Below are 13,809 nucleotides of genomic sequence, written 5' to 3' on the forward strand. Positions count from 1 at the left end.
CGCGATCCACGTCACCGCGACACCGCGACATCAGGAAAGGAGGCACACATGATGCGCCTGAGGAAGCTGGGCAACACAGGACTCGAAATCGGCGCCGTCGGCCTCGGGTGCATGGGAATGAGCTGGCTCTACCAGGAGTCCGCCCGGGACGACGAGCGTTCCGTCCGGGTCATCAACGAGGCGCTGGACCTCGGGGTCAATCTCCTGGACACGGCCGATCTGTACGGCGCCGGCCACAACGAGACGCTGGTGGGCAGGGCGATCGCCGCGCGCCGGGACGAGGTCGTCCTCGCCACGAAGTTCGGGATCGTGCTCGACGACCTCGACGCGCGGTCGGCCCATCGCGACAACTCGCCCGCCTACATGCGCCGTGCGGTCGAGGCGAGTCTGCGACGGCTGGACGTCGACGTCATCGACCTCTACTACGTGCACCGGATCGACCCGGCGGTGCCCCTGGCCGAGACCTGGGGTGCGATGGCCGAGCTGGTGGCGGAGGGGAAGGTGCGTTTCCTCGGGCTGTCCGAGGCCACCGTCGAGCAGGCCGTGGAGGCCCACGGGATCCATCCGGTGACCGCCGTCCAGTCCGAACTCTCGCTGTGGACGCGTGATCCCCTCGAAGGGCCCTCCGGCGGCATGGTGGGCTGGTGCGACAGCGTGGGGGCGAGCTTCGTTCCCTTCGCGCCGCTCGGCCGCGGATTCCTCACCGGGACGCTGCACGCCGGCCAGTTCGAGGAGTCCGACTTCCGGGCCGGCCATCCCCGCTTCCACCGCGCCGCGATGGAGGCGAACCAGCGGATCGTGGACGTGATCCGGGAAGTCGCCGACCGCAGATCGGCGACGCCCGCCCAGGTCGCCATCGCGTGGACCCTCGCGCAGGGAGAGCGGGTCGTCCCGATCCCCGGCACGAAGAACTCCCGTTATCTGCGCGAGAACGTGGCGGCGGCGGACCTGGTGCTCACCGAGCAGGACCTGGCCGAACTCGGCTCGCTTCCCGCCGCTCTGGGAAGCAGGTACTGACCCCATGAGCGGAACGACGATCGCGTTCTTCGACGTCGACGAGACACTCATCGACGTCAAGAGCATGTTCTCCTTCCTCGAGTTCCACCTGGCCGATCCGGAGCGTTACCGCGCAGCGGCGGCCGAGCTGACGGGGATGGCGGAGGCCGGCGTACCCCGGGAGGAGACCAACCGCCTCTACTACCGCAACTACGCGGGAATGACGGAAGCCGAAGTCGCCGGGAGCGGGCGGGCCTGGTTCGCCCGGGAGGCCGCCCGCGACGGCTTCTTCCACGCCGACGTGGTGCGGGAGCTCCGCAGGCATCAGGCGGAAGGGGCCCGGATCGCGCTGGTCTCGGGCTCGTTCCGGGCCTGTCTCGACCCCGTCGCCGCCCATCTGGGCGCGGATCACGTGCTGTGCACGGAGCCCGAGCTCGTCGCGGGCCGCTACACGGGCCAGGTCCTCACCACGGTCATCGGTGAGGGAAAGGCGACGGCCGCGCGCGCCCTGATGAGCAGGACGGGCGCCCGGCCCGAGGAGTGCTTCGCCTACGGCGATCACGCATCGGACCTTCCCCTGCTGCTCGCCGTGGGCACCGCGGGGATCGTCGGCGACGACCCGGTACTCGGCGCGCACGCGGCCCGCTCCGGATGGACCCGGCTGCACCCTTCCGCCCCGTCCCGGCAGACCACGGAGGAACTCACTCATGCGACTCGGTAACGGACTGGGGATCCGGGCGGTCAGGACCTGGCTGCCGGAGACCGTCGAGACCGCGCGGAACGCGCTCGCGCAGGACCGGATCAGCGTGGAGGACCTGACGAACACCGGTGTCACCGAGGTCCCCGTGTCGTACGGCATCTCGGCACCGGACATGGCCGTGGCGGCGGCCGACAGCGCACTCATGGCCGCGGGCTGGAGCGGCGCGGACCTCGGCTTCACCGCCCACGCGTGGATCCATCACCAGGGCCACGACTTCTGGTCGCCCGCCCACTACGTCGCCCACCGGGTCGGCGCCGTGAACGGCGTACCGCTGGGCATCCAGGTGATGTGCAACGGCGGCGGCACCGCGCTGGAGGCCGCGGCGGCCCGGATACTGGCCGACGGCTCGGTCGGCACCGCTCTGGTCACCACGGGTGACCGTTTCGCGGACGAGGGATTCGACCGCTGGGCGGGCGACTACGGCGTCTTCTACGGCGACGGCGCGACGGCCGTGCTGCTGCACGAACGCGACGACAGCGTCGACGAGTTCACCCTTCTCGGCATGTCCAGCGCGGCCGTGTCGGCCGCGGAAGGGCTGCACCGTGGCCGGGACGCGTTCACGCCGGCGAGCCGCTGGATCAGCGACCGGATCGACGTCAGGCGCACCAAGAAGGCGTTCATCACCGACGTCGGCCTGGACGGCTTCTACCAGGGCGTGCACGACGCGCTGCGCGCCGTCGTCACGACCGCTCTGGACGAGGCCGGGATCGCATTCGACGATCCGCGCATCCGTCTGCTGGCCCTGCCCCGGGTGGGCGTCAAGGTCCGCCGGGAGACCTACCACCCCGCGGTCGAGGGTCTGACCAAGGCCACGATCGTCGAACTCGGCAACCGGACCGGTCACCTCGGCGCCGGCGACACGGCCGCCAACCTGGCGGCCATCGGGGAGCAGAACCTCCTCGCCCCCGGAGAGATCGCGATCGCCGTCTCGGCCGGCGGCGGGTTCGGCTTCACCTGCGTGGTCGTCGCCCGCCCCGCCCGCTGAGGTGCCGTACGGCCCGTATCGACTTCCCGTCCACTCCCCTTCCCCTCCCCTCTCCAACACTCGTCAGCACCGCTTCGAACCCCGCTTCGAACCCGGCTTCGAACCCCGCATCGTCCCCTGAACCGACCCCTGAAAGGGAACCTTTTCCATGAGCACGGCTCATCCGGCAACCGGTCGCGGCAATCCGACCATCACCCTGATCGCGGTATGCCTCGCTGTTCTGGTCCTGCCCGCGTCGCTGACCGGAACCTCCGTCGCGCTTCCGGAGATCAGCTCCGAGCTGCACGTGGGCCTCGCTCCGCTGCAGTGGGTGGTCAACGCCTACAACCTCGCGTTCGCCTGCTTCATGCTCGGGTGCGGCTCGCTCGCGGACATCCTGGGCCGACGGCTGGTCTTCGGCGCCGGCACCGCGCTGTTCGCGCTGTCGACGCTGGCCAGCGCTCTGACGTCGGACATCCTCGTACTGGACGTGGCACGGGCCCTGGCCGGGCTCGGGGCCGCGGCGGTCATGACCGCCGGCGCCGCGATACTCGCGACGACGTTCGAGGGGGCGGCACAGGCCCGGGCCTTCGCCGTCCTCGGCTCCTCCGCCGGCGCGGGACTCGCGCTCGGCCCCTCCACCGCCGGATTCCTCGTCGATGCCTTCGGCTGGCGCTCCGTCTTCCTCTCCCACCTGGTCGTCTCGGTGGTCGTGCTGATCGCCGTCCCCCTGATGCCCGAGTCGAAGAACCCTGCCGCGACCAAGGTCGACTGGGCGGGCACCACGACCTTCACGCTCAGCCTGTTCTGCCTGATGCTCGCCATCGTGCGGGGGCCGCAGGAGGGCTGGACGAGCGGTGGGACGCCCGCGCTGATCGCCGGTGCGGTCGTGCTCATGGCGCTGTTCGTCGTCGCGGAACTCCGTCAGGCGCAGCCGATGTTCGACCTCTCCCTGCTGAAGCAGGGCAGGTTCATGGCGGTTTCGCTGATCCCGGTGGCCCTGTCCTTCGGCTTCGTCTGCCTGCTGGTGCTGCTCCCCACCTACTTCACCGGGGTCGCAGGGATGGGCACGAACGGCTCCGGCGCCACGATGATGCTGCTCACCCTGCCGGTGCTGGTGGTTCCGCTGGTCGTCAGCAAGCTGGTCAAGCACGGGGTGTCCACCCGGCTGATCCTGGGCCTGAGCCTGGTCGTCGCCGCGGTGGGTGCCGGCTGGCTCACCGTCATCGCCCCGGATGTCCCGGTGCCCGCCCTGGCCGGCCCGCTGCTGCTCCTGGGCGTCGCGATGGGCATGACCGCCGGTCTGGTGGACGGGGTGGCGATCACCTCCGTCGAGCCCGCGCAGGCGGGTGCCGCGGCCGGCATGTTCAACACCATGCGCCTGGCCGGCGAGGCGTTCGCCATCGCGGTGATGAGCGCGGTGCTCCTCAACTCGACCAGGGACCGGATCGCCGACGGACTGGCGACCGTACCGGGCGCGGCCGGCGGCGACGCGGGGGCCCTTGCCGACCGGGTGATCAGCGGCGATCTGGCCGGGGCGGCCGAGGGTACGACCGGTGCGGCCCGGACCGAGTTCCTCGATCTGCTCACCGGGAGTTACACCGGCGCCCTGCACACCGTTCTGTGGACGGTGGCCGCCATCTGCGCCGCGAGTGCCGTCCTGGTGAGCGTGATGCTGCGCGAGCGCAGGAAGCCTGCGGAGCCGGCCGCCCCGGCCGGGTTCGTGCCCGAGGAGGCCGCGGTATGACCGGCCCGTCCGACGCGCTGCCGGTCCTCGTCGCAGGCGCGGGACCGGCCGGGCTCACGGCGGCGATCGAACTCACCCGGCGCGGTGTACCCGTCCGCTGCGTGGACAAGGCCGAAGGACCGGGCACGCTCTCGAAGGCGCTGGGACTCTGGCCGAGGACGCTCGAGCTGATCCGTCGTGTCGGCGGGGAAGAGCTGCTGGCCACCCGCGCGCTGCCGCAGTCGCAGATGCGGTACTACTCCGACGGGAAGGTGATCGCGAACCTGCGCTACCGGCCCGCGACCCAGCCGTTGATCTGCCCGCAGCCGGACGTCGAGGCGATCCTGCGGACCAATCTCGCCCGCGTCGGGGGAGCCCCGGAGTGGCGGACCGAGCTCCTCGGCTTCGATCAGCTCCCCGACCGGGTCCGGGCCAGGCTGAGGTACCCGGACGGCACGGAGCACGAGGAGGAGTTCGCCTATCTGATCGGAGCGGACGGCGCGAGCAGCACCGTCCGCGGCCACCTGGGGGTCGGGTTCGAGGGATCCACATACGAACTGCGTTTCGTGGTCGCGGACGTGATGATCGACACCCGGCTCGACCACCGGATGACGCACTACTTCTGCTCACCGCGCGGGATCCTGGTGACCTGCGGTCTGCCGGACGGCCGGTGGCGCGTCTTCACCTCGGCGCCGCAGGGGCTCACGCAGGACGAGGTCGATCTGGCCGCGGTGCAGGCCCTGGTCGACGAGCGCGGGCCCGGAGGCATCACCCTGCGCGACCCCGACTGGATCAGCGTCTTCTCCGTGCACGCACGGCACGCCGACACGACCCGGGTGGGCCGTACGTTCCTGATCGGGGACGCCGCGCACATCCACAGTCCGGCGGGCGGCCAGGGGCTCAACACGGGAGTCACGGACGCGCACAACCTCGCCTGGAAGCTCGCCCTCGTCTGGCACGGGCGGACGGGCGAACGCCTGCTGGACAGCTATGTGAGCGAACGCGGCGACGTCGCGCGGTCGGTCGTACGGCAGGCCGACGTGCAGACCCGCATCTGGCTGTTGCGCAAGGGCCACCACGTCGCCCTGCGCGACAACGTACTGCGGCTCGCGTCGGGCCTGCGCCTGTTCGACCTGGCCTACATCCCGTGGCTGGCCGGCCTGCGGACGAAGTACCGGGCCGAGCCCGCGGCGGGCCGCAAAGCGGCCGGCTTCGTCCCGGGGGCGCTGGTGCCCCTGCCGCTGCGCGCGGAGCTCGACGACCTGCGCCACACCCTGATCGTCTGCGCGCGCCCCGGCGACGCGGTGCGGGACCTGTCGAGGTGGTGCGGGGACGAGCTGGGTCCGGTGCTCGACATCCGCGTCGTCCCGCGGCGCGGCAGGGACGCGTTCGTACTCGCCCGGCCGGACGGTCACGTGGACTGGATCGCGAAGGACGTCCCCGCGATGCGGGCACGGCTGACCGACCTGTTCCGTCCCCTTCTCAGGGCGTCGCAGACCACGCAACAGAGCGAACGACAGAAAGTGAAGGCACAGCCATGAGTCTCATTCCGGAAAGCCACCGGGATCTTCTGGAGCGGCCGTTGTTCGGCCATCTGGCCACGATCCGGCCGGCCGGCGGGCCGCAGGTGAATCCCATGTGGTTCTCCTGGGACGGGGAGTTCGTCCGGTTCACCAATACGACGACGCGCTACAAGTACAAGAACATCACGGCCGATCCGCATGTCGCGGTGTCCGTCAACGACCCCGAGCAGCCCTACCGTTACCTCGAGATCCGTGGCGAGGTGGTCCGCATCGACGACGACTCGTCCGGCGCGTTCTTCGCGGCCCTGGCGGAGCGGTACGGCATGAAGCTCGACGGCCCGCCGCCGGACGTCGCGCACCGGATCGTCTACGTGGTCAAGCCCACGTCGGTCAGCTACCAGTGACCGGTTCGGGCAGGAGGTCCTCGACGCGGCCGATCCGCACGCCGAGTCCGGCGAGCTGCTCCAGTGCCGCACGGTGCTCGCCCTGGCTGCGGCTCGCGGTCGCATCGGCGGCGACCGCCACGTCGTAGCCCAGCGCCTTCGCCGTCGCGGCGGTCGCGGCGACCCCGTGCGCGGTGGAGAGCCCGGCCAGGACGAGCCGGGTGACGCCGGATCCGCGCAGGTGGTCGTCGAGGCCGGTGCCCTCGAAGGCGTCGAGCCCGTTCTTGGTCACCAGATGGTCGTCCGCGCGGGGTTCGAGGCCGGGGACCAGCCGGTTGGGGGCGGCGCCGACACCTCCGTCGGCGCCGTCGGCCCGTACGTACCGGACGAGGACCACGTCCGAGGAGCCGGCGTTCGTGAAGCGATCGCGCAGTTCCCTGCAGGCGTCGACGACGACGCCTCCCGCGACCGGCTCCCACGGCATGTCAACGATCCACTGCTGCAGATCAATCAGAACAAGTGCCGTGCGTGCGCTGGTCATTCTTCCCCCATGGCGGATGATCGGCGGTCTCCCGGCACGCTATCAGGAGGGGAAAGCACAGCCCGGTGGAGAGGTCAATCACGACAAAGGACGGGTCAAGGCTGTGGACGGAGACGTTCGGCCACCCCGCGGATCCCGCGATCCTGCTGGTGATGGGCGGTACGGCCCAGGGCATCGTCTGGCCGGACGTGCTGTGCGAACTGCTCGCCGCCGACGGATTCTTCGTGGTGCGTTACGACCACCGCGACACCGGGAAGTCCTCGAAGTCCGACGGGGACTACGACCTGTCCGCGCTGGCGGCGGACGCCGCCGACGTCATCGTCGGACTGGGCCTGGCCGCGGCGCACGTGGTCGGCCAGTCCGTCGGGGGCATGGTGGCCCAGTTGCTCGCCCTGCACCGTCCCGAGCTCGTACGGTCGCTCGTCCTGCTCTCCAGCTCACCGGACGCGAACGGCGACGTACGGGTGCCGCCGCGGACGGGACTGCCGGGCCCGCGCCGGCCGATGCTCGAGCGGGCGGCCCGGCTCACCGCCTCCCCTCCGTCCGGTCCCCGGGAGCAGTTCGCCGCGGCCGTCGACGGCTGGCGTGTGCTGCTGGGGCCGACCGTGGCGTTCGACCGGTCCTACTGGGAAGGCCTGGTGAAGCGGGTGATGCGGCGGAGCGTGGCACCGGACACCGCCGGCCACCATCTGGCGGCCCTGGACCGGACGCCCCCGCTGACCGCACGGATCGGGGCCATCGACGTACCGACGCTCGTCGTCCACGGGGAGCAGGACCCGGTGTTCCCCCTGGAACACGGCCGGGAGTTGTGCCGGGCGATCCCGCGTGCACGCCTGTGGCGCATCGCCGGAATGGGGCACATCTTTCCCCCGCACTGGGCGCCGGTGATCCGGTCGCTGATCGTGGACCATCTGCGGGCCGCCCAGTTGCGAAGGAGCTGGTGATGGAACCGGCGGACGGTGTCCGGCCGCTCAGCGACGCCGCGCCGGTCCCGGCGGGCGGCGGCAGGCAGAGCGAGGTGCAGGACCGTTTCCTGCGAACGCTGCGGAGCATGCACGGCGCGTTCCGGCTCGACGACGCTCACTCCTCGGCGCCCCTGTGGACCGCGCTCTGCTGGTTCATCGGATCGGCGGGACCGCTGGATGCCGAACTCCGGGCCGCTCACACGGCTTCAGAACTCTGAGAGGCCGTCCCGGGCCCTCGGTCCCTCGTATCTCGTGTCCGCGCCACGGCCGTCAGGATGAAGGACCCCCGTACGGCCCAGCGGCCCTGGAACTCCTCGTGGGGGGAATGCGCCGTTGTGCTGTCCCGGGCGAGGAGGCGGGCCCGGAAGGTCCCGGTCGCCTCGTCACCGCAAGGGCCGGGCCCGCCGCCGTCGCACACCCGGCCGGACAGGGTGAGCTCCGCGTCCCCGAACCCCAGCCGGACGCCGTACAGCGGGTACCACGCCTTGTAGGCCGCTTCCTTGGCGCTGAAGAGAACACGGTCCAGGTGGACTTGGGGCACATGGCACGAGAGGTCCCGCAGCCGCTCCTGTTCCTCGGGGGACGCGACGAGCGGCAGCACCCCTTCCCGCAGCGGAAGGTTCGGTTCGGCGTCGATGCCGAGCGTCTCGATGTCGGCGCTCCGGGCGAGCGCCGCGGCCCGGTAGCCCCGGCAGTGCGTGATGCTGCCGACCAGCCCCGAGGGCCACTTCGGCGCGCCGACCGCATCGGCGGGGACCGGCAGGGGTGGCTCCCCCAACCTCGTCATCGCCTTGCGGACACAGGCACGGGCAGCGGCGAACTGATACCTTCGCTCTTTCAACGCCGCGGAAATGGCGGCTTCTTCTTCGGGAAACAAGCCGGAGATATCTCCCGGCTCATCGCTTACATCTTCAACCACCGCCACGCCGTTCGGCAGAAGGCCTTCGATCACGGGCCGGAACCCCTCCTTCAGGTGCTGGGCATCATCTCGGAGCCCGTGCTCTTCGCGCCGTGACGATACCGTGTGATGAATCGGACAACCCCGCGCCCCCGGCTCGCCCCGAAGCTCGGCTATCCTGCCGAACGGGCTTCCGCACAAGCCCTTTGCTCGTACGTCATGGAACGTACGGCATGAACGACTGGGGGAGTCGAGAACGGTATGACGGGGGCGACAACGGGTGTCGAGGCATGCTCGGACGAGAACGACTTCAGGATTCTCGGCCCGCTCTCCATATCCGTGGCGGGTAAAGACATAGCAATTGATTCGGGGAAGCTGCGCGTTCTCCTGACAGCATTGCTGCTGCGGGCCGGTTCGGTCGTCGAGAACGACCGCCTGGCCGACTGGTTGTGGGACGAGAAAAGGCCGTCGAATCCGCGCGGGGCACTGCACACGTACGTCAGACGTCTGCGTGTGCTCCTCGGCGACTCCGACCTCGTGGTGACCGCGGCCAACGGCTACCGGATCGAGGTGGCCGAGGGTCAACTCGACCTGAGCCGGTTCCGCCGCCTGGTCCGGACCGCCGGCCAGGCCGACGCGCCGGCCGAGCGCGCGCGCTTACTGGCCGAGGCCCTGGACATGTGGCGGGGAACCCCTTTGTCCGACATCCCTTCGGACACGCTGCGCCAGGACGAGCTCGATGCGCTGCTGGAGGAGCGGCTCACCGCCCTGGAGACGTACTTCGAGACCGAACTCGGCCTCGGCCGCCATGCGCAGCTGGTGAAGGAGCTGCGTACGGCAGCCATGGACAACCCGTTACGGGAGCACTTCTGGGGCCTGCTGATGCTGGCCCTGTACCGGGCCGGGCGGCAGGCGGAGGCGCTGGACGTCTATCAGCAGGCCCGCCGTGAGCTGGTGGAGCAGCTGGGCATCGAGCCCGGCGAGCAGCTGCGGGCCCTGCACTCGGGCATTCTCGAATCGGACCCGGGTCTGGCCGTACCGGGCGGATTCCGGCCCGAGACCGCCGAGGCGGTCACCGCACCGGCCCAACTGCCGCCACTGGCACTGGGATTCGTGGGCAGGGACGACCTCGTCGACCGGATCGAGGCCCAGCTGCCGCCGTCGCCCGGCCGCACCGGGGTTCCCGTCGTCGTGCTCTCGGGTCCGCCCGGTGTGGGCAAGACCGCGCTCGCGGTGTGTCTCGGGCGCCGGGTCCAGGCGGAGTTCCCGCACGGCCAGCTGTACGTCAATCTCCGCGGCTACGAGCGGGTCGGCGAGCACACGCCGCTGAACCCGGAACAGGTCCTCTCGCAGTTCCTCCGCAGCCTGGGCGTGCCGGCCGGCCAGATCCCCGTCGACCTGACGGAGCAGGTCAACCTCTACCGGTCGAAGCTGACCGGCAAGAACGTCCTGGTGGTGCTGGACAACGCGTCGAGCATCGACCAGGTGCTGCCGCTCATTCCCGGTGACGCGGGATGCTCGGTGCTGATCACCAGCCGGCGGCAGTTCCGGGCGCTCGCCGTCAGCCACGGCGCACAGGTGGTCCAGGTCAGCACTCTCAGCCCGGAGGAGTCGCAGGAACTGGTCACGGGCATGCTGCGGCAGTCCGCGGTGGCGGTCGCACCGCACGTGGTGCGCGAGGTGGCGTCCCTGTGCGCGTATCTGCCGCTGGCTCTGCGTATCGCCGCGGCCAACCTGATCAGCGCTCCGGGTGGGCAGACCGACGCGTACCTGGAACGCCTGCGGCAGGGGAACCGGCTCGCGGCCCTGTCCGTCGACGGCGACACCACCTCCGCCGTGTCGGCGGCAATCTCGCTGTCCTACGACGCCATGGGTCCTGAGGACCGTGTGGTGTTCCGGCTTGCCGGTATCTTCCCCGGAGCCGACTTCTCCCCCGCCGCCATTTCCGTACTGACCGACATCAGCGCGGCCCAGGCGCGCACCAGCCTGAACCGGCTGGAGGCGGCCAATCTTCTCCAGCAGCACGCTCCCGGCCGCTACCAGTTCCACGACCTGCTGCGGGACTACGCGCGGGACCGCGCCCATGCCGAGCACCCGGCGCGCGAACGCGCCGAGGCCGTGGAACGGCTCGGCCAGTGGTACTTGATGGGGGCCCGCACCGCGGTGGACGTGCTGCACACGGAGTTCCTCCGGCTGCCTCTGCCGGCGACGGTGAAGCCGGTCTTCGAGGCCCCCCAGTTCTCCGACGAGAGCCAGGCGATGGCCTGGCTGCTGGCCGAGCGCCGCAATCTGATGGCCTGCGTCAGGTACTTCGGCACGGAGGGCCCGCACTACCTCTCCTGGTATCTGGCGGACGCGCTGCGGGGATTCTTCTGGACCGGTAAGTACCGGACCGAGTGGGACGAGGTGACCCGTATCGGCCTGGCCGCGGCCGAGAGGTGCGACGACCAGCACGGAATCGGGTCGATGCACCGCAGCCTGGCCAATCTGCACAACACCGTGGGCGACTACCGGCGGGCGATGGCCCATCAGGAGAAGAGCCTGGCCGTGCACAGCGCTCTCGGCATGCGGGAGGAGGTCGCCGCCACCCTCAACAACATGAGTCTCGCCCATCTGAGCCTGGGCCAGGTCGAGGAGGCGGAGCGGGCCGCGCAGCGGGCGCTGAGGATCGCGAGCGACATCGGCTCCCCCCGTCTGGAGGCCACCACCCTCGGGCTGCTGGGGTCCATCCACTGGACCCAGGGCGACATGGCCGGCGCCACCACGTTCATCACGGCCTCGTTGTCCACCGCCAGTGCGCTGGGGCTGCACCACATCAGGTCGTACGGTCTGCGCAACCTGGGTCTGGTGCGCCAGGCGGCCGGGGAGCTGTCCGGTGCGCGGGACTGTTTCACCCAGGCCCTGGAGGTGTCCGAGTCCATCGACTCGTCCTACGACAGGAGCATCTCCCTGTACGGGCTGGCGCTCGTCGACCAGGACCGGGGCCGGCACGAGGCCGCGCTGGAGTCGGCGCAGCGGGCACTGGCCGCATTCCAGGAGTGCGGCGACCGTACCTACGAGGTCGAGACGCTGTGCGTGCTGTCGGCGATCAGCGCGGGGCTGAATTCCCTGCCGGAATCGGCTCGGTACGCGTCCATGGCGCTCGACGGGGCCCGGCAGATCGGCTATGTCGACGGTGAGGCCTACGCACTGGCCCGTATGGCCGCCGCGGACTGTCTCCTGGGCCGCGAAAGCGCCGCCGCTCATGCCGAGTCGGCGTGGCGGCTGGCGGACGGGAGCGCGAACCGGGTCGCCCGCAGCAAGGTCCTCCTGGAGCTCGGCCCCCTGTATCTGAGCCTCGGCGAACCGCATCGGGCGGAGGAGTGCGCCGAGCGGGCGCTGTCGCTGTCCGTGCCCACCGCCCAGCGGCTGAACGTGGCCAAGGCGAAGCAGGTCCTGGGCACCGTCGCGGCGATCGCCGACGATCCCGGCAGGGCGCGGGCGTACTGGTCCGAAGCCCTGGAGGCGTTCACCGAGGTGGGCGCTCCCCAGGCCGACGACGTACGCGCCCGGCTCGACCTGCCGCACCAGCCTCCGTCCACCGGCCGCAGCAGCGGCTCCTCCACCCCCACGATCCGAGGGACGACGTGAACAGCACGGCCACCGCGCCTATTGTCAGCACATCGAAGAGCAGGAACGCCAGAACAGTCGCAGTGGTCTCCATCGGCAATGCCATGGAGTGGTACGACTGGAGTTCGTACGTGGCCTTCGCCGCCCTGCTGGCCCCGCAGTTCTATCCGGGCGGGGATGCGACGGCGGCGGTTCTGCAGGCCCTGGCGATCTTCGCGGTCGGGTTCTTCTTCCGGCCGCTCGGCGGGGCGCTGATCGGGGCGTACAGCGACCGTCGTGGCCGTTCCGCGGCACTGCGGCTCTCCCTCATGCTGATGGCGGGCGGAAGCCTCCTGATCGCGATCGCGCCGCCCTATCAGGAGGTGGGCGTGCTGGCGCCGGTGCTCCTCGTGCTGGCCAGGGCCGTTCAGGGCCTGTCCGCCGGCGGCGAGATCACGGCGATGAGCACCTACGTGAACGAGATCGCGCCGAACGGGCGCCGTGGTCTGTACTCCAGTGCCATCTACATCAGCACGACCGTGGGCACGCTGGCGGCCACCCTGCTCTCGCTGATCCTGCACAGTGCGCTCCCCGCCGACGCCCTCGGCAGCTGGGGGTGGCGCGTCCCCTTCGCTTTCGGCGCACTGCTCGCCGTGTACGGCTGGTACCTGCGCCGGCGTATTCATGAGACGGACGTCTTCGGCGCGGCGGGCGACCGGGTCGGGAATCCGGCATGGCACGTTCTGCGCGACCATCCCAGGGCCTCGGCCCGGGTGGTCGGATTCACGCTCGGAACGACGGTGGTCTATTACACCTTCGCCTCGTATCTGCCGCTGTACGCCCAGCACGCTTTCAACGTTCCGGCGGACTCCGCGCTGTGGGCCTCGGTGGGCGCCCAAGTGATTTTCGTGGCCGCGCTCCCCTTTCTCGGCATGCTTTCCGACCGGTTCGGAAGGCGCCCTCTGCTGTTGGTGTTCGGCGCCGGATTCACCTGCCTTTCCCCGCTGTTCTTCAGCCTCGTCACCGGCTCCGCTCTCTGGCTTTTCGTGGTGATGACGGCGGCGCTTCTCCTGTTCGGCTGCTGCGCGGCGGCAGCACCGTCGGCCATGCTGGAGATGTTCCCCACGAGGCTCAGGTCGAGCGGTATCGGGCTGCCCTATTCGCTGACGGTGGCTCTGTTCGGCGGAACCGCGCCCTATCTGATCGAGTACCTGTCCGCCCACGGTCACGGCGAGTGGTACCCGTGGTACGTCGTCGCGCTGTGCCTGATCAGTACCGTCACGTTCTTCCGCTACCGGGAGACGAAGGACGTCGAGCTGACCAAGGTGGGTTAGGGCCTCTGGCTCTGCACCGGGCCCCGGGGGGGGGGGGGGGAAGGAAGGAAGCGGGGGGGGAGACCGCGCCGCGGCGGTCCCCACAACGGACCCCGCAGCAGTCCCGGCAGCGGGCCGGGACGGGCGGCTCC

At 70.5% G+C, this 13,809-nt stretch carries 12 protein-coding genes; 10 read left to right on the forward strand and 2 right to left on the reverse strand.

The window, feature by feature from the left end:
- Nucleotides 1–51: 51 nt before the first annotated feature.
- From ACFV9O_RS16340 to ACFV9O_RS16365, 6 genes are all read left to right on the forward strand, one after another.
- Entirely contained in the window at nucleotides 52–1,017 is a 966-nt protein-coding gene (locus ACFV9O_RS16340; protein ID WP_385417939.1) for an aldo/keto reductase, read from the forward strand.
- A gap of 4 nt (nucleotides 1,018–1,021) precedes the next feature.
- Nucleotides 1,022–1,717, forward strand: a complete 696-nt coding sequence (locus ACFV9O_RS16345; protein ID WP_385417869.1) for an HAD family hydrolase — start codon at nucleotides 1,022–1,024, stop codon at nucleotides 1,715–1,717.
- Nucleotides 1,704–2,741 (forward strand): 3-oxoacyl-ACP synthase, encoded by a 1,038-nt coding sequence (locus ACFV9O_RS16350; protein ID WP_385417872.1) that lies wholly within the window; start codon nucleotides 1,704–1,706, stop codon nucleotides 2,739–2,741. Before ACFV9O_RS16345 ends, ACFV9O_RS16350 begins: the two co-directional genes overlap by 14 nt.
- A 148-nt stretch (nucleotides 2,742–2,889) precedes the next feature.
- On the forward strand, nucleotides 2,890–4,467 hold the full coding sequence (locus ACFV9O_RS16355) for an MFS transporter (protein WP_385417875.1): 1,578 nt from the start codon (nucleotides 2,890–2,892) through the stop codon (nucleotides 4,465–4,467).
- Nucleotides 4,464–5,987 carry an FAD-dependent monooxygenase gene (locus ACFV9O_RS16360; protein ID WP_385417878.1) on the forward strand — a complete coding sequence of 508 codons (1,524 nt, stop codon included), beginning with the start codon at nucleotides 4,464–4,466 and terminating at the stop codon, nucleotides 5,985–5,987. Before ACFV9O_RS16355 ends, ACFV9O_RS16360 begins: the two co-directional genes overlap by 4 nt.
- Complete coding sequence (locus tag ACFV9O_RS16365; RefSeq protein WP_385417881.1) at nucleotides 5,984–6,373, forward strand: PPOX class F420-dependent oxidoreductase; 390 nt, start codon at nucleotides 5,984–5,986, stop codon at nucleotides 6,371–6,373. The genes ACFV9O_RS16360 and ACFV9O_RS16365 overlap by 4 nt, the downstream gene beginning before the upstream one ends.
- Here ACFV9O_RS16365 and ACFV9O_RS16370 read toward each other — a convergent pair.
- A complete protein-coding gene (locus ACFV9O_RS16370; RefSeq protein WP_385417883.1) occupies nucleotides 6,360–6,893 on the reverse strand; it encodes a cysteine hydrolase family protein in 534 nt (177 codons plus the stop codon). The two genes, ACFV9O_RS16365 and ACFV9O_RS16370, sit on opposite strands and share 14 nt — an antisense overlap.
- A gap of 65 nt (nucleotides 6,894–6,958) precedes the next feature.
- On the opposite strand from ACFV9O_RS16370, the gene ACFV9O_RS16375 reads away from it, so the two are divergent.
- Nucleotides 6,959–7,837 (forward strand): alpha/beta fold hydrolase, encoded by an 879-nt coding sequence (locus ACFV9O_RS16375; protein ID WP_385417885.1) that lies wholly within the window; start codon nucleotides 6,959–6,961, stop codon nucleotides 7,835–7,837.
- Nucleotides 7,837–8,076: a hypothetical protein gene (locus tag ACFV9O_RS16380; RefSeq protein ID WP_385417888.1), complete on the forward strand. Its 240-nt coding sequence runs from the start codon at nucleotides 7,837–7,839 to the stop codon at nucleotides 8,074–8,076. The genes ACFV9O_RS16375 and ACFV9O_RS16380 overlap by 1 nt, the downstream gene beginning before the upstream one ends.
- Here the strand turns inward: ACFV9O_RS16380 and ACFV9O_RS16385 are convergent.
- Complete coding sequence (locus ACFV9O_RS16385) at nucleotides 8,055–8,810, reverse strand: 4'-phosphopantetheinyl transferase (protein WP_385417891.1); 756 nt, start codon at nucleotides 8,808–8,810, stop codon at nucleotides 8,055–8,057. The genes ACFV9O_RS16380 and ACFV9O_RS16385 overlap by 22 nt on opposite strands.
- Before the next feature lie 207 nt (nucleotides 8,811–9,017).
- Between ACFV9O_RS16385 and ACFV9O_RS16390 the strand changes: the two genes are divergently transcribed.
- Nucleotides 9,018–12,386, forward strand: a complete 3,369-nt coding sequence (locus ACFV9O_RS16390; protein ID WP_385417893.1) for a BTAD domain-containing putative transcriptional regulator — start codon at nucleotides 9,018–9,020, stop codon at nucleotides 12,384–12,386.
- The gene (locus ACFV9O_RS16395) at nucleotides 12,383–13,678 is read left to right on the forward strand and encodes an MFS transporter (RefSeq protein ID WP_385417896.1); all 1,296 of its coding nucleotides are present in this window, start codon (nucleotides 12,383–12,385) and stop codon (nucleotides 13,676–13,678) included. The genes ACFV9O_RS16390 and ACFV9O_RS16395 overlap by 4 nt, the downstream gene beginning before the upstream one ends.
- The last annotated feature ends 131 nt before the right edge of the window (nucleotides 13,679–13,809 follow it).

The organism is Streptomyces sp. NPDC059909 (genome assembly GCF_042730885.1).
In the GTDB taxonomy this organism is placed as follows: Bacteria; Actinomycetota; Actinomycetes; order Streptomycetales; family Streptomycetaceae; genus Streptomyces.